Source organism: Chryseobacterium oryctis, assembly GCF_025971925.1.
GTDB classification, from domain to species: Bacteria; Bacteroidota; Bacteroidia; order Flavobacteriales; family Weeksellaceae; genus Chryseobacterium; species Chryseobacterium oryctis.
The window spans coordinates 406843-427663 of record NZ_JAPDHV010000003.1 but is presented as its reverse complement, the minus strand read 5'-3'; the positions used below and the strand labels follow the sequence as shown (position 1 = coordinate 427663).

Below are 20821 nucleotides of genomic sequence, written 5' to 3'. Positions count from 1 at the left end.
TATGTTTTTATGAATTTTTTAATTTGAATTAAGATTAAGTTAAAATATCGAATTCATCGGGATTATGCAAATGTTCTTTCGTAAATTTGCATCAAAGAAAATTACTGTTAATTATGAATATAAGCGGAAAAAATGCCATTGTAACAGGTGGTGGAAGAGGTCTTGGTAAAGCGGTAGCTTTGGCTTTGGCGAATGAAGGAGTGAATGTAGGTATTACGGGGAGAAATGAAGAGAACCTTAAAATGACTGTTGAGGAAATCAAAAGTCTGGGTGTAAATTCAGGATATGCTGTTTTCACTGTTGATAATGAGATACATGTAAAGGCAGGAATTGAGTCTTTGGCTGAGCAATTGGGCGGAATTGATATTTTGATTAATAATGCTGGAATCGGTGATTTTGGTTCAATTGAAGAAATGCCTTCTGAAACTTGGGAACAAGTAATTAAAACCAATCTTTTCGGAGTATATTATGTAGCAAAAGCGGTGCAGCCTTTTATGAAAGCAAAAGGTGAAGGTGATATTGTGAATGTTGCGTCAACAGCAGGTTTAAAAGGAGGTCCTAATATGTCTGCATACGCGGCTTCAAAAGCGGCGGTTATTTCGTTGTCACAATCTATGATGGCAGAATGGAGAAAGCAAAATATCAGAGTGATTACTTTGACTCCAAGTACAATTGCTTCAGATATGTCTATTCAGGGAGGTTTAACGGATGGAAATCCTGAAAAAGTTCTTCAGCCTGAAGATTTTGCAGAATGGGTAAGAGATATTTTGAAAATGAACAGAAGAGCATTAATTGCTAATGGTTCAATTTTCTCTACAAATCCTTAATGTAGAAGTCAGAAACTTGATTTTGGAAATTAGTTTTTGAAACTATTGAATATATAATGAGCGGACTTTTGTTCGCTTTTTCTTTACAATCTTTTCTTCAAAAGGGATTTTCATGGTATTTAAAATCTATAAATCAAAAAAGTAGTTTTATTTTTGCAACAAATTAGTCACATGCAAAATTATTTAGAATTCAATTTCAAAATTTCTCCACTTCAACCTTGGAACGAAATATTAATGGCAGAGCTTATAGAGATAGGTTTTGATAGTTTTACGGAAGAATTGGAGGGGATTTTAGGATATATTCAGAAAGATTTGTTCAATGAAGATGAACTGAAGGCTTTATCAATTTTTGAAAACGAAAATGTAAAAATAGAATACACATTTCAGGAAATGCCGAATATTAACTGGAATGAGGAATGGGAAAAGAATTTTTCACCTATAAATATCGATGATAAGGTATTAATCAGAGCGGAATTTCATGAATCCGTTCCAGGAATGCACGAAATCATCATTCAGCCTAAAATGTCTTTCGGGACCGGGCATCATCCAACAACGCATTTGATGATTCAGCAAATGATGGATATTGATTTCAATGGTAAAAAAGTTCTTGATATGGGATGCGGAACTTCAGTTTTGGCAATTTATGCTAAACAAAATGGCGCAGGAGAAACCAAGGCTATTGATATTGATGAATGGTCTGTAGAAAATTCTAAGGAAAATGCAGCTAGAAACAATGTTGAATTGGATATCGAACAAGGAACTGCCGAAAATTTAGGAAAAGAAAATTATGATATTATTTTAGCAAATATCAACCGAAATATTTTGATTTCAGATATTCCGACCTATGTTTCAGTGCTTAATGAAGGAGGAAAATTGTTGCTTTCAGGACTGTGTTTCTTTGATGTAGATGACATTTTGGAAGTTTGTAAAGAAAACGGATTGGAGCTTAAAAAACAACTTCAACGTGAAGAATGGGTAAGTTTACTTCTTGAAAAATAACTCCTCAAAATATTAATATGAAATTCCTATTCACAGTTTTATTTTTATTGTTTCTTCAGTTTTTTTATGCTCAGGATGAAGAATATGTTTATGCAAACGGAGTTTTTCAATTTGAAGAAAATAAAACTCAAAAAATATTCACAGACTGGACGAGAGTAAGGCAGGAGCCTAATGTCAATTCTCAAATTCTGGATTCTTTACCCACGAATCAGCAGATTTTAATACTGAAAAAAGAAGAATCCATTTTGAAACTTGGTGAAAGAAGAGCAAACTGGTATAAAGTTTCTTATCAAAAAGGAGAAAAAGTTTCTGAAGGTTATGTGTGGGGAGGGAATCTGTGTGTTGGTTACAGAAATAAAAATGGATTCGATTTTCTTTTTGGATTGACAAAAACAGTCAATAAGAAAGATAGACAATTTCCGGATATTATTAGTTCACAAAATATAGCTTCAATAAAATTGGTTGAAGGAAATACTTTAGTTGATGAGGTATCTTTTGATACAGGTTCAGGAGAAAGTCTAAGTTATGCCACATTTACTATTGAAAGTAATCATAAACTTCAGAATGTAGAATTAACATTGAATGCTATGGTTTCTGGTGAAGCATGTGGTATTCCAAGCTATACGCAATATGTTTTGTTTAAAGATAAAAAACTGATTGCACTTCCTCAGTTGATGAATGTTGGTGATGCTGATGTTTTTTATCATAGCGAAGAATTTATTTTCCCCAATGATAAAGATGGAATTCCTAATTCTTTTATCTTTAAAATGGAAGAAATGGAAAAAGATGAAAGAGATAGAGAGAAGAAGAAAAAGGCTTCGAAAACTTACCTTTGGGATGGAAATTCTTATAAGTTGAAATAAAACTTAAACAATAAATCTGAAAACCACTGTATATATACGGTGTTTTTTAATTTATATTAGAATGAATTATTTCGTTTATTCTCTTGATTATATCTATATTACCGAAACCCACTGTGATTCTAAATTTTTAGGAAAATTGAAGTATAAAAGTTAAAAAATAAAAAAACCTCACAACTTTTGTTGTGAGGTTTTTCGTGAGCGCGAAAGGATTCGAACCTTTGACCGTCTGCTTAGAAGGCAGATGCTCTATCCAGCTGAGCTACGCACCCTAAAATTGTCGGGGCGGCAGGATTCGAACCTGCGACCTCCTGGTCCCAAACCAGGCGCGATGACCGGACTACGCTACGCCCCGATTGAGGTCATCTTGTAACAAGAATTACCTTGTTTTTTGTGGGTGCAAATATAGAGAATTTTTTTGAAAAATGAAAATAAAAGGATGATAATTTTTAATAATAATTTTAAATTTAATTTACTTAATTAATAACCATTGGTTTACAAAAAATAAATGAAAAAGATATTTTTATGTTCCTTCTCTTTGTTGTTTATAATTTCCGTTGTTTTTAACCTCTATATTGAACGGAGGCTTAATCTAATCTTTTCAAAAATAAAAACAGAAAATATTAAGAACTTAGAACATAGTTCTAACAATAATTTTTATAAAAATGGAATTGAAAATATTGGGAAGAAGTTACAAGAAGAATTAATAAAAATCAATATAGATGAGTGTGGATTTAATGTAAAAAAAGATTATTTTTTCTTTTTTCAAAATAAAGTCGTTTATATTAGTAATGGTCAGAGATGTTTAAGACTAAATATTAGTTATGATTTTTTTAAATCTATATTTAAAATTAAAGGATTTCAAAATTGGAATTAAACAATTAAAAGATAAAAAAGCTTCATAACTTAGTTGTGAGGTTTATTTATATGTGAGCGAGAAATGCTTTAAGCTTTATCTTGTGTCGTGTTTTGGGAATATTGATGTAGTGTTTTTTAGGCTGTTGGTTTTATGAAAAAAAGAAAATCGCGTATTTTAAAATATTTATTAAAAATATTTTATTTATGGTTTGTTTTTACTTATTGTTTACTTTGTTTTTGTTTTGTTTGATAATGTTGATGTTTTTTTTAAGATTAATATTCATTTGTTGGTGATTTTTTATTAAGTTTGCTCTAAACCAATAACTTCACTAAGTCATGAAAAAATATACTTTCTCTATAATATTCTCTATAAATAAGAGACTTATAAAAAAATAAGATTTCCTTTTACTGGTCATTACATAAATTCATTTATTATGTACAATACATCTACTCATTTCAAAATCATCATGATTTTATTTTTATTGTGCTCATTTTCTGCTTATTCTCAGTTGGTGGGTTCAGACACTCAGTTGTGGGAAAAAGCGAATCCTACTTCTCGGGAAGCTACTAAGTGTAAGGATGAAAATTTATTGAATTTTCATTGTGGTATCAAAGATAAGCTTCTTAAAAAGTATATTAAATACAGCAAAAATAAGAGTCATACGTTGAGTCTTGTTCATACTTCCAGAGAAGATGAATTGATTTGGGATAATGCAGACAAAAATGTTTCCCTAAGTAATAATATATATATTAAAGATAAACATCAAAAAGAAATAGGTAAACGACCGAGTATTTTTTCATTTACTGCATCAGCGGATTCTCGAAATAAAAAAGTTGACAGTTTAAAAATAAAACTTGAAGATAAGAACCTTTATGAACTGATTTTTTTGTCAAAAAAAGCCAAGGCAATGGATCTGAATAAAATTCATTCTTATCTTTCAATTAAGTACGGGATTTCTTTAGAAAAAGGGAAATACTACGGAAGTGATGGCAAAGAGATTTGGGATCCTGAAAAGCATAAAGAATATAAGTATCGACCAACGGGTTTAGGTAGAGATGATGGGAATGAACTCTATCAAAAACAATCATCAAATCAAGCAAATCCGTTTTTGACAATCGGGATGAATGATATTAAAAGAACTAACTCTGAAAATCTGGTGACTTTTGACAACAATAATTTTGTGATTTGGTCTGACGATAATAAAGAAATGTCTTTGAAAAATGAAAAAGATTTTGATGTTTTGGAAAGAAACTGGGAAATTAATTTCATTGGAAATAAAGTTCCAAAGACAGATTACAAGGTAAGAATTGTTAAAGAAATTATTAATCCACGTTCTTTACCGCTTTCCTATTGGTTGTTACTGAAAAAAGATAATGGAGAGGTAAAAAAAATTCAAGGTAATGAAAATGAGAATTATGTCACATTCAATAAAGTAGATTTCCTTGATGCATTTGATTCTGTTGAAAAAACCTATTTTACTTTCGCTGTAAGTCGTAAAGTTCAGGAAGGGAATGAGCTTGATCCGAGATCTCACTCCAATTCCGGAACTCAATATGATGAGAAAGATTTGTCGTCGGATTTAAGTAAAATAAGTCTTTATCCTAATCCTGTTAAAAAAGATCAAACTTTTACTGTGGTTTTTCCACCTATGGATAATCTGGAAATCTCCATATATGATGGAGGTGGAAGACTGGTGAAACTCGAAAAAATAGTTCGTAAGTCCAATCACTACATTGGGCAGGTATCAATCCAGGGTATATATATTATAAATCTTACACAAAACGGAAAAATTATAAAAACGTTCAAACTAATCGTCGACTAAAGCTATATCATGAAGATAAATATTAATAAATTTCCTCTTACAAAGAAATCATGCCTTCTAGTGTGCTTTTTTGTAAATCTGTTTGTATTTGCAAGTTTTACAAAGGAAGATCGTCAAAAAGTGCGGACTTTCAAACTTGAGATGATGGATAAATATGTGCATTCTTCTTCAAAAGTAAATGCAGATTCAATAATAGAGGCATCTGAGAAGAAAAGTTTTGACAATATTGTTCCTAATATTGATGAAAAGAAGAATGATTATAAAGTCAATACTAAACTTGAACCAAGTATTTTGGCTTCTGAATATAAGAATTCTGATAACGTTTTTGAGTCTGAAGAAAAGCAGGGGATGATTGGTGAGTTTTCTGATAGTGAGTATGATACACCATCAGATAACTTCTTTACGATTACTATTCCTGAAATAAAAAAACAAGATGTAAAAGCCTATTTAGTTTATGATTTATATGGATTAGAATCTTATCACTCAGTTTCAAGATCAATTAATAAGAATATTGCTTTTGGAGGGAATATTATTGTTCCAAGTGGTAAATGGAGCTCACAAAAAGAAGAAATTGGTTTGAGCTCTTTAGAAAAAGGAAAAAATACAATTCTTTTTACCTCTTCTGTAAATGGCATAAAATATAAGGTGAAAAATGTTAAAATTGTTTTTGAAAATAATTCCAAATCTTCAGATAACATCTCATCTTTATTGTCCGAAAATAACCTATATATTAAAGGCACTGAAGGAGGGGTTACCTTACAACCGTTAAAAATTAAAGATAAGTCTATATTCCCAATAAAAGGTGAGTTTGAAACTTTAATCGAGCTTACGGAGGCAGATAAGGCAAAAGGTTCTATAACTATTACCAATTCAACCGGAGTAAAAGAATATAAAATCCCTGTAAGTAAATCTTCATTTAAAACTATTAATGAAGAAAAATTTACACCTCTTATCATCAATATTTCTAAAGATATTGAAAAGGTTGAAGTATATGAAAATTCAACAATTACTATTGAAAAAAGTTCTGTAGAAGCAGCAGCTCAGATACAGGTTTTAAAACTTAGAAAAAAGGATTACCCTGCAATTTCTAGAGAAATAAAAAATTTGACTGTAAATTCTCATGCCTATCGCTTGGAAAACAATTTTGGAGAACTGACTAAAAAAATAACATTCTCTTTTCCATATGATGAAAAAAAGTTAGGAGCAAGGGCAGCAAAAGAAATAAAAGCTTTTTATTTTGATTATGCATCAAGAAAATGGAGAGTTGATCCTACCAGTAAAGTTGATGCAGAGAAAAAAGTTGTTACGGTAGAAACCAAAGGAGATACAGATTATATCAATGGTGTTATTTCGGTTCCTGAATCTTCACAATTGGAAGCATTTACACCTACAAGTATCAGCGGATTAAAAGCAGGAGATCCAACTGCTGGTCTGCAATTGATGGGAGTTCCTTCAGCGACACAAAAAGGTGATGCTAATGCAGATTATCCTATTCGTGTTCCAGGTGGTATTGGTGGGCTTCAACCATCATTATCGATTGGATATAATAGTGGAGGTGGTAATGGGTGGATGGGAGATGGCTGGAATATTAATGGCCTATCCTCAATAACGGTAGATTCTAGATGGGGAGTTCCTATTTTTGATGGAGGTAAAGAAACGGAGCTTTATTCTTTTGACGGAGAAATGCTTGTGTATCCTAATGGATATTTACCTCATAGACATAATGATGTAAGTGAATATAATACAGCTATTACTACAGAAAAACAGCTAAGAATAGCTTTTACTGCTCCTAATAATAGTGATATAAAGCAGTTTTATCTTAGAAAAAACCATGATTTCACACTTATTGAAAGAATAGGAAACAATCCTGGTAACTATAGCTGGAAAGTAACATCTACAGATGGAACTAAAAGATATTATGGAGGTTCTTCAGATTCCGTGCTTTATAGTTCAGGAGGAATTGCTCATTGGGGACTTAGATTAGTAGAAGATGCACATGGTAATACCATGGAGTATACTTATTATAATGAGTCTGCTGGTGGAGGACAATTTTTTCAGATTAAGAAAATAGCTTATGGAAAAAATAAAGATTATACTGTAAACTTTAATAGAGAAACAAGTATTACAAGACATGATGTAAATATTAATGCAAAACAAGGCTTCAAAAGAGCGGAGCCTTATTTACTAAAAGATATTGAAGTAAAATACAAAACGGAGCTTGTCAGAACATATAAAATGGATTATATGAACGGAGAGTTCTATAAAACACTCTTGAAAAGAATCTATATTGTACCTAATAATCCTTGTTCTACTACATTGGCAAGTAAAAGTAATAGTGTACTAAATAAAGAAAGAGGAGATATTGATGACGGATCGGGTGGAGGTGGCGGGACTAGTGGAGGTATTGACCCAACTTGTAATGAGATTTCGGATAGTTATACTTTTGAATATTATAATGATGTAAAAGATAGCCAAGGTAATGTTAAGTTATTTGGCCCAGATAAGTTTGTTAATCTTCAGAATGATAAACATGCATATTCGGGATTTGTAAGATCATTAATCACACCCTCTAAAATTAATGGAAACATCAGTTCAGAGAAAGGGTTTAATTTTAGACCAGCAGCAGGCTTAAACTTCTATTATCCATCAAGTGATGCATATGGACATTTAATGTTTGGTTTCCCTTTTGGGTATTCAAATGCTGAAGCGAGAAATGCACAGCAACTTGTAGATTTCAACGGTGACGGAATTCAGGATATGATATACAGGGTACCAGATGAAGGTTTATTTTTAAGAACCGGAAAGCTAGATAACGAAGGGAATTTGAGTTTTTCAGGATCTTTACAAATCGATAATTATCCAGGAGGTGATTTTTCTTTTATAGAAACAAAAACAACTAATTCAGGATGGGATATGGGGGCGATTGTTTACAGTCATTCTCAGATAGGTTCATCTTCTACCGGTACAACTAAAACATATTTGATTGATGCTAATTCAGATGGTCTAATGGATATTGTAAATAACAATGAAGTTTGGTTTAATAAATACAATGCGAGTTCTGGAAAATCTGAAATGACTAGGCATTCCGAGTATACAGAAAATATGGTGGTAAAAGCAAAAGCTATTCAAAATCAGATAAATAATTGTCCTGATCCGAAGAACTGTCCGATTGCGCCTGAACTTCCCCCAACTCCGATTACTGATGTGGTAAAGGTATGGGTAGCACCTAGAGATGGGTATATTAAGATTATAGATAATATTCAAATAACAGAATATGGAGTGATTCAAAGTCCTCCGCAAAAAATATATTATTCTGTTGAGATCAAAGATCCTACGCCTATTGGAAGTACAAATACATATAAAAATGGAAGAATTTATTTAACGGAACTTCATGCAGGAGATCCACACAAATATATTAACATAGAACGTTATAATGATTATTATAACGAAATGCAGACTGTCCCTCAGTCTGGAATCAATCAGAATTGGGCTATTAATAATTCGAATAGATTATATGTAAAAAGTGGTGAAAAAGTTTATGTGAGGTTACATAAAAATACAGAGAAAAACTATCCTGTTAATTCTAATCCAAGTATCCTTTATGTAGACTCTTCAGGTAATAATATACCTAATACTGTTGAACTTTCACAAGGGCAATTTCAATTGAATAATGGGAGTTATAGTGATAATTTCTTTTTAAATAATCTTTCTGCGCCTATTTATTTGGATGCACAAGGAATGGCAACTATTGATGTAGGAGGGATTATTTTGCCGAGTTTATCTGATAGCTTTACTTTTAGAATAGTGACTGAAAATGCGGTTACAGGAGCAATAACAGATCTAATAACTCCGGAAACTTATACACCAAATAGCGGATTATTCTTTACTAATTCACATTCTCTCACTTTGAATGTGAATGCTTCAGAGCCTGTTTATCTAAGATTTATTGTAGAATCTGATTCACAGACTGATTTTACTTCCAATTGGAATGGTAAAATCTCAGTTACGTATCAGGCTTCAACGGCAACAAATCCTAATGTGTTTGTTGGATTTTTTCCCGTTCCGGAATATCCATCTTTTGCTGTTACTCAATTTACTCAAAAACTGGATATCAAAAATGTACCAAGTTCTGGTGTTTCGGGGACACATAATTTTGGGATACAAATCAATAAAAATATTACCAGTTTTACTAGTTTGGGAACAGGAACATTCTATTATATCATTAAAAAAGGAAATCAGGTTCTCGGTAAAAGGATGGTTTTGGTTTCTCATACAAACGGTATTTTGGAGGAGAAAGATATGATTACAGGTCAGGTTATTTCCGGAAATTCAGCAATAGATTTTTATAGTGGTGATCCTGCATTAGCAATAGGTGATAGTCATTTAGTAACTGTTGAAGTATATTGTAAAACAGGAGGGGATTATGCTTTATTTAATAAATATTCTGAATATTTTCAAAATAAACCATTCGATATTTATTATGATAATACAAGTATTTATGCTAATACTTCTGCAACAGCGGTAAATACGGCAATGTACAATACAAAAACTCCATTGTTTAATAATTGGGGGCAGTTTTTGTATAAACCAGGAAGTTTTAATGATTATACTTATGGAAGTCCGATTGATATATTAGCATTTTCAGCAGATGTTGCTACACAGAATATTTATCAGCAATGTCAAACAATAACTAATGATAATGCCGCTTTGGCTGATTGTATTTTAAATACAACTAACAATCCGAATGCAGGAAACAATACTGTTTCTCAGAATATAGCATCTATGAAACCTAATATGGTAAGAGCTAGAAATTCTTTCAGGAATTATTGGGTGGGGATTGGTCCTGAACAATATTCTACGCAACAAGGGTTTAAGAATGATGAAACCGTGAATTATTTTTCAAACCCTGTGCCTGATTTACCTGCTGTAACACCACTTACATATACTTCCGGGCAATTGTCGGTAGATACTACCATGAAATCTATTAACAGAGTACAAAAGAGCAGTTCAAGGAACACAACTGATGGCTTAAGTTTTGGGATGGGAAGCGGTGGAAATTCAAAAACTGTATTAACAGGAATCGGGAGTGTTGAAACACAAACATTTTCTGATATGAACGGTGATGGTTACCCTGATATTGTATATCCTTTGTCTGTTCAGTTTACCAATTCAACAGGTAGTTTAGAAGACATGAAAGATTTTGATTCTGGTGATTTTCCAACAAACTCTGATAGCTATCAGAAAATGAATTCTCTAGGTTTTTCTTATAATGCATTTTCTATAACAGGAAGAATTGGAGCACAGGGAGATAATGGGACTTCATCTCAGGCAGATTCTGGATTGCCATGGTCAGGAGGAGCATCAATAAGTGCAGGTGTTAATGATTATTATGATTCTTATGATTCAGGAAAGAGCTTTTGGATGGATGTAAATGGAGATGGTCTCCCGGATAGAATAAAAAATGGAGGTTCTCCTGATATGGCGGTTGCCTTAAACTTGGGAACAACCTTGGGAGGATATGCTCCTTTTGCAAATATGATTACTTATAGATCACATCCAAAAGGAAGTATGAGCTTCGGAATAGGAGGAGGGCTTGGAGCCTCAGCAAATTTAGGCGCTTTAAGTAGTTTTGGTTTCGGGATTAGTGCAAATGTTGGAGCATCTGCTTCCATAGGAACGGCGGAAGTAGTATATGAAGATGTAAATGGTGATGGGCTGGTTGATATTCTTGAAGTTAATAATTCCAATAATTCTACAACTGTTCGATATAATCTTGGAAGTAAATTTAATACGGCGGTTCCTTTGATAAAAAGTGGAGGTAATATAGATTTTACGGACGAAACGAGATCGTTCAATGGTTCGTTTTCTTTTGGGGGAAATTATATGTTCAATATAGGTCCAATTACGCTTATTCCTCCTGTTGTAGCATTGATTCTTTGGATTAAAGCTGGTGCAGGCGCAACCGTTAACTTAGGATTAAATGTATCTGAAACCAGAAAAGCGTTTAGGGATATGAATGGTGACGGATTTACAGATTTAGTTCAGGATACTAACGATGGATTTATAGTTAATTATTCATTAGTAGGAAGAACTAATAAGCTTAAATCAATTACAAATACCTTCTCAAAAGGGAAATACCTTTTAGATTATCAGTTTGCAAGAGCCAACTATAGTAATCCACATGCTAAGCTGGTGGTGAAAAAAATAAGTATTGTAGAGCCTAATGTATTTTCAGCAAGTTATACAACTGAGCAAGGAACAAAAATGGAAACTAATTATGAGTTTCGCAATAGGAAGTATGATAGAAGAGAAAGAGAAGATTTTGGTTTTGACACAGTTGTTAAGCAGGAAATGAACAACGGTTCGGTAGAAAGAATTTCTACGGATCTATATTTTAATAATACATATTTATTAAATGGTTTAATTAAGCAAAGTACTATACAAAGCGGGAATGGAAATTTCTTATCTGATGTAAAGTATCAATATAAACTTAGAAAATTTACTAATAATGTTTCACAAATTGATTTAAACTCAGATTTACCTTTAGATTATGACAGTGGTGGTAGAGAAGGTAGAAAAATGGCAACTGCCATGTTGGTTGGAAAGCAGAAAACTATTTTTGAATCTGGTGGAAATATTATAACCAACGAAAAGTATTCACATACTATAAAAGGTCTTATTTCAAAATATGAGTATACTAGTCCTTCTGTATCATATAATTCAAATATAACTTATGAAGCTTTTAATAATAATATTATTGGGGTACCTGTACTTGTGGAAGTATATGAAGGAACTAGTCAATCTCAATTATTAAGGAAGAAAAAAGCTTATAATATCAATCTGAATAATGGCGATGTGGGAACTTATGCAATTTTTGATGGTTCCAACTATATTGTGACAGATGTAGAATATAATACAGCAGGAAATGTTAAGAAAATTACCTATCCACCGAATAATAATGGTCAGAGGTATGTTCTTGAGTATACTTATGATGATGCCGAAACAGGAAAATACGTCGTTAAGGTAAAAGATATTTTCAATATTCAATCAACGGCTATATATAATCCGCTTTTTGATGTTGTAACCAGAAAAGTAGATACAGGGGGGAATGCAATGGTGTTTTATTATGACGGTTTCGGAAGAACAAAATCGATTATGGGGCCTAATGAAATTGCTAGCGGTTCTACTGTTCCAACAGTTAAATATCAATATTGGATGGATCATGCAGGAATTCCAAATAGTGATACTTCTATAAAAATTTATAGAGCATCAACTTCAAATTTTGATCCTCAATATGCAAGTACAGGGAACACTATTAAGACAGATACTTACTCCGATTTTCTTGGAAGGATTGTACAAGTAAAAAAAGATATAGAGATGGATGGGTCTGAAAGAAGAACGGTATCTGGTAGAATTATATATGACGGATTAGGAAGGAGTGTTACAGAATATCACCCAACATATGAAGGCTTGGGTAGTCAGAATCTGAGTCTATCATTTGGTAGTTCTGCTACATCTAACGTGTATGATCCTCAGGATAGAGTAATTTCTTTTACAAATGAAGATGGGAATACCAAAAACACAACTTATACTATTGAAAATAACTTGCTTAAAACTAGAGAGGAGTTTTTAAATCAAAAAACAGAATCTTATTTTACGCCTGAAGGAAAGATTGTTAAGAAAAATGATTATTTATATTCACAACCGATTACTACATTATTTGAATATAGTACAGTTGGAGAACTTATGAGAGTTGTAGATCCTGAAGGAATTGAGACTCAATATGAATACAACTTAGCAGGAAAACGTACTCGCCAAATACATCCGGATAAAGGAACATCCACATATGAGTATGATCTGGCAGGAAATCTTGTACAGCTGGAGACAGATAATCTTATCAACGATCCTGCTATTAATACTCATTCTATAAGATACGAATATGATCATAATAGACTTGTAGGAGTGGTATTACCAGACTTACCTTCAGGCGATCCCAATCCAAATAATGTAGTATATCAATATGCTATTTCAGGGACAGGAAATAATTCTGGTAAACTTCTTGTAAAAGAAGATGGTTCTGGATTGACGAAATATTCGTATGGAAGAATGGGGGAAGTGCTTTCAGAATTAAAAGTTGTACAAGGGATTGGTATCCCTGTAATGTATTTTGAGACATTTTTCAATTATGATAGTTGGAACCGTATTACTAAGATCAAATATCCGGATGATGAGCTTGTTTCATATTACTATGACAGAGGTGGAAATCTTAAATCTGTTAGTAATAATTGGGGGGAAACTTATATAGAGAATATAAATTATGACCATTATGGGCAGCGTTCAAGCATTAAATATGGTAACGGAACTTCTCAAAATTATTGGTATAATTCTCAAAATCGAAGATTAGAGACTTATAATTTATATAATTCTGCAAATGTTTCAATGTTGCAAAATACATATCAATATGATGAGTTTTCGAATATAACTAAAATTAAAAATGAAGCCCTTCCTTTAGCAAATGGAATGGGAGGTGCATTTGAATTTGAATTCGGATATGATACACTGAACAGACTGATTGGAACAGGAACAAGAGAGGTGATGTATGATGGAGAAGAACAGCCTATATTATCTACTAATATGGCACATTCAACTTATAGCCTCGAAATGGATTATAATAATGTTGGAGGAATTATAAGAAAAAAACAACATCACGAAAGGGATCAGGTTGTTGTTCCGGAGAATACCTATAGTAATGAATATAATTATTTTCCGAATACTCATAAGTTGGATGTTGTCACAGATGTATCAACCGGAAATGCAGAAGGATTTGGGTACGATTATAATGGTAATGCAATAAGCCACCATGATAATAACGGAGTAAAAACAATGTATTGGGATGAGCAGGATCGTCTGAAAGCATTTTATAATGATAATACAGGTATTTATCAGTATTATACTTATGATGACAAAGGGGAAAGGGTTATTAAATATGGGCTTGAAATTCCTACTCAGCTATATCAGAACGGGGCTCCGGTTGTTGTTGATGAATTGAAAATGTTTGAATATAAAATCTATCCGAACCCATATCTTACCGTAAGCTCTACGGGACAATATACAAAACATTATTTTGAAGGAGCGAAAAGATTTGCAAGCAGATTGATGGATGATGCTACAAGATTTGAAGATTCTTCTGTTATATATTCTAAAACAGGAGAACAGAAAGCTCCTGAAAAAACTGCCGATGCAAAAGCAGACTTTAAGAAATATCTTGAAAAATCAGGTCTTGGCGATATTGTTTCTGTTGAGTTAAGAGAGGAGTATCAACATCCAGATTTATATTATCTGCATGGAGATCATTTGGGAACAGCAACATTTGTTACCAATTCTCAGTCTGAGGCAACACAATTTTTCTTAAATTTACCATTTGGGGAGACAATGCTAGAGCAGATGGATGGGTCATATAACAATCCGTTTAAATTTAATGCAAAAGAATTAGATGAAGATACAGGACTGTACTATTATGGAGCAAGGTATTATAACCCGAGGTTGAGTATTTGGTATGGTGTTGACCCGTTAGCGGTCTACAATCCTGTAATGGAAACTGAGTTTTACGGTGATGGGCAGCATAATGGTGGAGTTTATCATTGGGGAAATCTTAATCCCTATATTTATACCTACCAGAACCCAATAAATTATATTGATCCTAATGGAAAGCAAACAAAATCTAACGCTCATAGTCAAGGACGTATTAAAAACAGAGGGATTGGAATTCCAATTCCAGTGTATGAATATCAAGGTATGTATTTTCCATTTCCTGTCTATAGTCAAGAAGAGTTGCGAGAAGGGTTTAACACTTTAAAAGAGGATGCTAAAGCTGCAACGGTTTTGGGTTTCCATATATTTGCTATTGCTACTGCTGACGTATGGATACCATTAGTTGATAATTATAATAAAGCAAAAGATAAGGCTTTTAGGGTTTTAAATTCTGATAACCTTAGGCCAGAAGCAGGGTATCAGGGATCTGGAAAACACGGTATAAAATGGAAAGAAGGAGGAGCAGAAGCTAAAAAAACAGGTATTCCACAAGGTCAATGGGGAAGCCAAGAAGATTTGGATTTTGCAGGGCAAAAAGCATCTGAACTAAAACCAAGAGAAGGAGCAGAGTTTGAATTACCAGCAGATACAAAAAGTGTAGTGCATATGCCTGATGGAAGCACTAAAAAAGCCACTCACATATGGGTTAGAAATAATGGAAATGGGAAAACATTTCATGGTTATCCAAAAGTTAAATAATATTTAATTATGTTTAAAATAATTTTAAATCATCCACATATTGAAGAGGAAGAGTCGTTGAAAAAATATGAATCAGTAGGAGAATTAATTGAAAATATTTTTCCTTTAAGTGAAGATTGTTTTTGCATTGTTTGGAATAATATTAATATAAATCTTTCATATAAGTATGATTTATCTATAATATTTGATGATTTTGTATATGTGATTAAATTTTTGGAATCAAAAAATAATGTACTTCAGATTGCTTTTCCATCAAATACATTTGATGTTGTATGGGATATGAAAAAAGATGGTAGTAATATTAATATATTATCACAATGGAATACTGTTTTAAGTCATAATGAAAAAATATTAAATGAATATCCTTTTTTAAGCATTGATTCTAATTTATTTAAAGATGAATTGTCAAAAATCTTAGAATTTATTTATAAAAATATTATTAAAAGAAAAGAAAATATTAATGAAGAATTATTAAATGATATATTAGACAATAAACCTAATGGTTTGATTTTATAATATTTATAAATTTTACAAAGAAGTAAATAAAAAGAGGGATATTCACAGCTGGGTACCAAAAAAGAGTTTTGCAAATGAAACAAGAATCCAAAAAACCTAAACCTTCAGATTATTAAAAATGAAAAGAGCTTGTTTAATATTAATATTGCTTATAGGATGTAGTAAATCTGAGCAAAAATTAGATGGTAATAAAATAGAAATTGATTATTATGAACGTTGTCGATTACTTGTGTTAGAAGAAAATATAATTAGCCAAGATTTTGAGTTTTCGAAAGTAGGAAAAGAAATTGATGAGCAGGTGGTAAAATATTTAGGAAATATTATTACAAATAAAAAGGATACTCTTAAAATAGTAAATTCTGTTCACTATACAGGTACTTATGAAGATTCTAAACGAGGTAATGGTCAATTATATATTTATAATAGTCATAATAAATTAAAGGGATATTACAATTTAGGTTCCGCTTTAGCTGTTCCTACGGATATAGAAAATAACGAAAATGTAGTTTTCAATTATAATAATGATATTTGTAATCAGTTAACAAAAATTAGTCTAAAAGATAGTATTCCAAATAAAATATTTATTCAATGTACGAAAGAAGGAGGAGATCTTTATAATCTTCAAAAAGAATAAGACAAAACATCCGCTACGCAAAGTCTGTGACTTTGAGTTGATAAGTAATGTATAAAGTTTTTAAACGCTACAATACTGTAGCGTTTTTTTACATTTATAACAAAAAGAAAAAAGGAAGCCGTATAATTAAGAGAATGGGAACACAAGGCTCCTGAAAAAACTGCCGATACAAAAGCAGACTTTAAGAAATATCTTGAAAATCAGGTCTTGGCGATAATGTTTCTGTTGAGCTAAGAGAGGAGTATCAACATCCGGATTTATATTATCTTCATGGAGATCATTTGGGAACAGCAACATTTGTTACCAATTCTCAGTCTGAGGCAACACAATTTTTCTTAAATTTACCATTCGGGGAGACGATGCTGGAGCAGATGGACGGCTCGTATAACAATCCGTTTAAATTTAATGCTAAAGAATTAGATGAAGACACAGGATTGTACTATTATGGGGCAAGGTATTATAACCCGAGGTTGAGTATTTGGTATGGGGTTGATCCGCTAGCGGAGAAGTATCCTTCCCTTTCTCCTTACATTTATGCTGCTGATAATCCAATTTTTTATACCGACCCTGATGGAAGAGATATAGTTCCATATTTTGTTAACAACATAAAAGTAAGACGTGATAGTCATGGAAAATGGAGTAGAGAAAGCGTGAAGCTGTTTACTACAAAAGGTTATTTTTCTAAAGATATGGATGTAGCAATGAAAAAATTTGTTAAAAGCGAAACTGCTCAAGCTTTTCTCCGTCAATATATGAAAAAGGGACAATCCTTTTATGGAATCAAAGCTACCGAAGATGGGAAACTAAGCGACCAAAATCTTAATATTTATGATATCAGGAATAACAATAAAGTAAATACTGAATATGCTTGGGCTATGAATGGCGGAGGCGTTATTGCAGAAGGAACAACAGGTTTTGATACAAAAACAGGAGATTTAAATGTAAATATTGGTACTGCTGAAGCTGGAACTCCAAATACCACTGATGGACTTATAGAAACTATAGCTCATGAATTTGGGAAACATGGAACTAAGCACGAAAGATATTTGGATCTTTTAAAATCTGGTAATATTCAACAGTTACGTAAAGAGCAAGATAGAGACTATGATGGCGACCATAGTAAATCTACAAATCCTAAAGGAGCAAAAGTCTATGATGGGATAATGAATGATTTAGGACTAAAACCTCAATGGCCAAAAGAATCTAAAAAATAATTATGAAATTAGTTTATTATATCTTTTTATTAATTATACTTTCTTGCTCGGATAAGGATTATAATTATATTTTGAAAAGTTCAGTGGATCCAGACAATTCTTATAATATTGTTATGGAGAATAATGGAAATAACCTATCTGTTTTAAGTCTTTACAAAGAAAAAATAGGAGGTACAGAATTTTATTTTTTAAAGAGAAATGGTGAGTTTTATAGTTGTGACAAATCATTTTCAAAAGATAGTATTGGTAAAGATGTTTTGCTGTCTACAATAAAAAATTATAAAACCTACGAAGGAGATAAATATAAAGGAGATAGTCTAATTATCAAGAAAACCCAAGATGATTATATAACGATGTATAAATCGATTGATTATGGAAGGGTTTTAAAAATGGAATATCATTATGATAAAGATTACAAAGTCAATAAGATTATTTTTAATAATATCGTTTACAAAGTAAAATAATAATTCTCCCGCTCAAAGTACAGCTGGATGGAAACAAGTTCCAATGCCTAATATTATCCAAAATAAAGGAGCCGAAAATGTTTCAGGACCAGCTTACCAAGAAAACGATTATCAAATTGCTGCAAGGACAGGATATTTTAATCAAGCAAAAAATTCAGGGCAATTAAATTTAGTGACTGAGGGAGGGAATCCTATTCCACAAGATGCTATAAAAGGAATTCCTGATTTAGATCCTACTTTGGTGAAAACTATTACAGTTCAAGAATCTAATGCTGGAACAACGGGTATAACAGATATAATGCAAGCAAATGTACCAGGAGATTGGTCTAAAATGAAAAGTGAATATCAATTATCTAAAGGTGCTAAAACGGATGAATCTACATCATTATTTTCTGGTACGAGGATTTTAGCAACCAAAGGCTTTAAAGGTGGTGTTACTTATGACTCAAAAACACGACAGTCAACATATAAATTCCAAGGTTGGTCAAAAGCTGTAGAAGGATATAATGGAGGTGGTACAGCTGGGTATCAAAAAAGAGTTTTGCAAATGCAACAAGAATCCAAAAAAACTAAACCTTCAGATTATTAAAAATGAAAAGAGCTTGTTTAATATTAATATTGCTTATAGGATGTAGTAAATCTGAGCAAAAATTAGATGGTAATAAAATAGAAATTGACTATTATGAACGTTGTCGATTACTTGTGTTAGAAGAAAATATAATTAGCCAAGATTTTGAGTTTTCGAAAGTAGGAAAAGAAATTGATGAGCAGGTGGTAAAATATTTAGGAAATATTATTACAAATAAAAAGGATACTCTTAAAATAGTAAATTCTGTTCACTATACAGGTACTTATGAAGATTCTAAACGAGGTAATGGTCAATTATATATTTATAATAGTCATAATAAATTAAAGGGATATTACAATTTAGGTTCCGCTTTAGCTGTTCCTACGGATATAGAAAATAACGAAAATGTAGTTTTCAATTATAATAATGATATTTGTAATCAGTTAACAAAAATTAGTCTAAAAGATAGTATTCCAAATAAAATATTTATTCAATGTACGAAAGAAGGAGGAGATCTTTATAATCTTCAAAAAGAATAAGACAAAACCTCCGCTACGCAAAGCCTTTGACTTAGAGTTGATAAGTAATGTATAAAGTTTTTAAACGCTACAATACTGTAGCGTTTTTTACATTTATGACAAAAAGAAAAAAGTAAGCCGTATAATTAAGAGAATGAGGAACATAAGGCTCATGAAAAAACTGCCGATGCAAAAGCAGACTTTAAGAAGTATCTTGAAAAATCAGGTCTTGGCGATAATGTTTCTGTTGAGCTAAGAGAGGAGTATCAACATCCGGATTTATATTATCTGCATGGCGATCATTTGGGAACAGCAACATTTGTTACCAATTCTCAGTCTGAGGCAACACAATTTTTCTTAAATTTACCATTCGGGGAAACAATGCTAGAGCAGATGGATGGCTCGTATAACAATCCGTTTAAATTTAATGCTAAAGAATTAGATGAAGATACAGGATTGTACTATTATGGAGCTAGGTATTATAACCCTAGATTGAGTATTTGGTATGGTGTCGACCCACTAGCAGTCTACAATCCAGTAATGGAGAGTGAGTTCTAATGGAGACGGGCAGCACAATGGTGGAGTCTACTTCTGGGGAAATCTTAACCCATATATTTATACCTATCAAAATCCTATTAAATATATTGATCCTAATGGTAAACAGACTGAATCAACTGCTTCAAGAGGCTATAGATCTGGTATACCAATTCCAATGTTTAAAAGAGGAGACTATTATACACCGTTTCCTCGTATTGAACCTGTAGAGAGTAAAGTTAGAGAAGGTGTTGATATAACTATAAGAAGAGAGGCTTGGATTACGGCTATAAAATTAACACTGGCTACATTGGCGTATCAGAAACTGAAACAACTTTTTGCTGATAAGTTTAAAGCCAGAAAATGGCTATAAAAGAAGAAAGGAACATGGAATACAATGGCAAGAAGGAGATGCAAAAAGAAGGGCTCGAGAAACAGGAAACCCTCAAGGAAAATGGGGGAGTACAGAAGATTTGGATTATGCCGGTAAAAAGGCAGGAACTTTGGAACCTGGACCAGAAAAAAATGGAAAACCTACTCCTGGAGATTTTGAAGATTTCCCAATAAATGAAGGTAGTACAAGTACAGTTTATAACCCAGATGGTACACAATCAAAACCGGACAAAATCCGAGTAAGAAATAATGGAAATGGAACCTTTCATGGATTTCCAATAGATTCTAAGACAGCTGGAACAATTCATAAAAAAGCTAAATAG

15 protein-coding genes and 2 tRNA genes are annotated in these 20821 nt (G+C 32.2%); 15 read left to right on the top strand and 2 right to left on the bottom strand.

The genetic code is table 11. The features are described 5' to 3' along the window. Window positions 1–113: 113 nt before the first annotated feature. From OH806_RS08990 to OH806_RS08980, 3 genes are all read left to right on the top strand, one after another. Window positions 114–827, top strand: a complete 714-nt coding sequence (locus OH806_RS08990) for a 3-ketoacyl-ACP reductase (RefSeq protein WP_264743335.1) — start codon at window positions 114–116, stop codon at window positions 825–827. Window positions 828–998: 171 nt separating this feature from the next. Continuing rightward, entirely contained in the window at window positions 999–1826 is an 828-nt protein-coding gene (gene prmA, locus OH806_RS08985) for a 50S ribosomal protein L11 methyltransferase (protein ID WP_264743334.1), read from the top strand. A 17-nt stretch (window positions 1827–1843) separates the two neighbouring features. After that, entirely contained in the window at window positions 1844–2689 is an 846-nt protein-coding gene (locus OH806_RS08980) for an SH3 domain-containing protein (RefSeq protein WP_264743333.1), read from the top strand. 195 nt (window positions 2690–2884) lie between these two features. Here the strand turns inward: OH806_RS08980 and OH806_RS08975 are convergent. Continuing rightward, window positions 2885–2958, bottom strand: a tRNA-Arg gene (locus tag OH806_RS08975). An 8-nt stretch (window positions 2959–2966) separates the two neighbouring features. Next, window positions 2967–3041, bottom strand: a tRNA-Pro gene (locus OH806_RS08970). Window positions 3042–3194: 153 nt separating this feature from the next. Here OH806_RS08970 and OH806_RS08965 point away from each other — a divergent pair. The 12 genes from OH806_RS08965 to OH806_RS08910 all read left to right on the top strand — a co-directional run bounded on the left by OH806_RS08965 (window position 3195) and on the right by OH806_RS08910 (window position 20821). Then, window positions 3195–3563: a hypothetical protein gene (locus tag OH806_RS08965; RefSeq protein WP_264743332.1), complete on the top strand. Its 369-nt coding sequence runs from the start codon at window positions 3195–3197 to the stop codon at window positions 3561–3563. Between the two features lie 415 nt (window positions 3564–3978). Beyond that, the gene (locus OH806_RS08960) at window positions 3979–5367 is read left to right on the top strand and encodes a T9SS type A sorting domain-containing protein (RefSeq protein ID WP_264743331.1); all 1389 of its coding nucleotides are present in this window, start codon (window positions 3979–3981) and stop codon (window positions 5365–5367) included. A gap of 9 nt (window positions 5368–5376) precedes the next feature. Beyond that, window positions 5377–15657 carry a SpvB/TcaC N-terminal domain-containing protein gene (locus OH806_RS08955; protein ID WP_264743330.1) on the top strand — a complete coding sequence of 3427 codons (10281 nt, stop codon included), beginning with the start codon at window positions 5377–5379 and terminating at the stop codon, window positions 15655–15657. A 9-nt stretch (window positions 15658–15666) separates the two neighbouring features. Then, window positions 15667–16173 (top strand): hypothetical protein, encoded by a 507-nt coding sequence (locus OH806_RS08950; RefSeq protein ID WP_264743329.1) that lies wholly within the window; start codon window positions 15667–15669, stop codon window positions 16171–16173. A 118-nt stretch (window positions 16174–16291) separates the two neighbouring features. Further along, window positions 16292–16807, top strand: coding sequence for a hypothetical protein (locus OH806_RS08945; protein WP_264743325.1), 516 nt, complete (start codon window positions 16292–16294; stop codon window positions 16805–16807). A gap of 281 nt (window positions 16808–17088) precedes the next feature. Continuing rightward, on the top strand, window positions 17089–18021 hold the full coding sequence (locus tag OH806_RS08940; protein WP_264743328.1) for an RHS repeat-associated core domain-containing protein: 933 nt from the start codon (window positions 17089–17091) through the stop codon (window positions 18019–18021). Window positions 18022–18023: 2 nt separating this feature from the next. Then, a complete protein-coding gene (locus OH806_RS08935; protein ID WP_264743327.1) occupies window positions 18024–18485 on the top strand; it encodes a hypothetical protein in 462 nt (153 codons plus the stop codon). A 43-nt stretch (window positions 18486–18528) separates the two neighbouring features. Further along, on the top strand, window positions 18529–19074 hold the full coding sequence (locus tag OH806_RS08930; protein ID WP_264743326.1) for a hypothetical protein: 546 nt from the start codon (window positions 18529–18531) through the stop codon (window positions 19072–19074). 2 nt (window positions 19075–19076) lie between these two features. Beyond that, a complete protein-coding gene (locus OH806_RS08925) occupies window positions 19077–19592 on the top strand; it encodes a hypothetical protein (RefSeq protein WP_264743325.1) in 516 nt (171 codons plus the stop codon). Window positions 19593–19874: 282 nt separating this feature from the next. Further along, window positions 19875–20129 (top strand): RHS repeat domain-containing protein, encoded by a 255-nt coding sequence (locus OH806_RS08920; protein ID WP_264743324.1) that lies wholly within the window; start codon window positions 19875–19877, stop codon window positions 20127–20129. Further along, window positions 20119–20478 carry a hypothetical protein gene (locus tag OH806_RS08915; protein WP_264743323.1) on the top strand — a complete coding sequence of 120 codons (360 nt, stop codon included), beginning with the start codon at window positions 20119–20121 and terminating at the stop codon, window positions 20476–20478. Before OH806_RS08920 ends, OH806_RS08915 begins: the two co-directional genes overlap by 11 nt. Further along, window positions 20444–20821 (top strand): hypothetical protein, encoded by a 378-nt coding sequence (locus OH806_RS08910; RefSeq protein WP_264743322.1) that lies wholly within the window; start codon window positions 20444–20446, stop codon window positions 20819–20821. The genes OH806_RS08915 and OH806_RS08910 overlap by 35 nt, the downstream gene beginning before the upstream one ends.

What these genes read in the sequence shown, in the direction of transcription:
- OH806_RS08990 (WP_264743335.1), top strand. Translation starts at nt 114, where the DNA reads ATGAATATAAGCGGAAAAAATGCCATTGTAACAGGTGGTGGAAGAGGT.
- prmA (WP_264743334.1), top strand. Translation starts at nt 999, where the DNA reads ATGCAAAATTATTTAGAATTCAATTTCAAAATTTCTCCACTTCAACCT.
- OH806_RS08980 (WP_264743333.1), top strand. Translation starts at nt 1,844, where the DNA reads ATGAAATTCCTATTCACAGTTTTATTTTTATTGTTTCTTCAGTTTTTT.
- OH806_RS08965 (WP_264743332.1), top strand. Translation starts at nt 3,195, where the DNA reads ATGAAAAAGATATTTTTATGTTCCTTCTCTTTGTTGTTTATAATTTCC.
- OH806_RS08960 (WP_264743331.1), top strand. Translation starts at nt 3,979, where the DNA reads ATGTACAATACATCTACTCATTTCAAAATCATCATGATTTTATTTTTA.
- OH806_RS08955 (WP_264743330.1), top strand. Translation starts at nt 5,377, where the DNA reads ATGAAGATAAATATTAATAAATTTCCTCTTACAAAGAAATCATGCCTT.
- OH806_RS08950 (WP_264743329.1), top strand. Translation starts at nt 15,667, where the DNA reads ATGTTTAAAATAATTTTAAATCATCCACATATTGAAGAGGAAGAGTCG.
- OH806_RS08945 (WP_264743325.1), top strand. Translation starts at nt 16,292, where the DNA reads ATGAAAAGAGCTTGTTTAATATTAATATTGCTTATAGGATGTAGTAAA.
- OH806_RS08935 (WP_264743327.1), top strand. Translation starts at nt 18,024, where the DNA reads ATGAAATTAGTTTATTATATCTTTTTATTAATTATACTTTCTTGCTCG.
- OH806_RS08930 (WP_264743326.1), top strand. Translation starts at nt 18,529, where the DNA reads ATGCCTAATATTATCCAAAATAAAGGAGCCGAAAATGTTTCAGGACCA.
- OH806_RS08925 (WP_264743325.1), top strand. Translation starts at nt 19,077, where the DNA reads ATGAAAAGAGCTTGTTTAATATTAATATTGCTTATAGGATGTAGTAAA.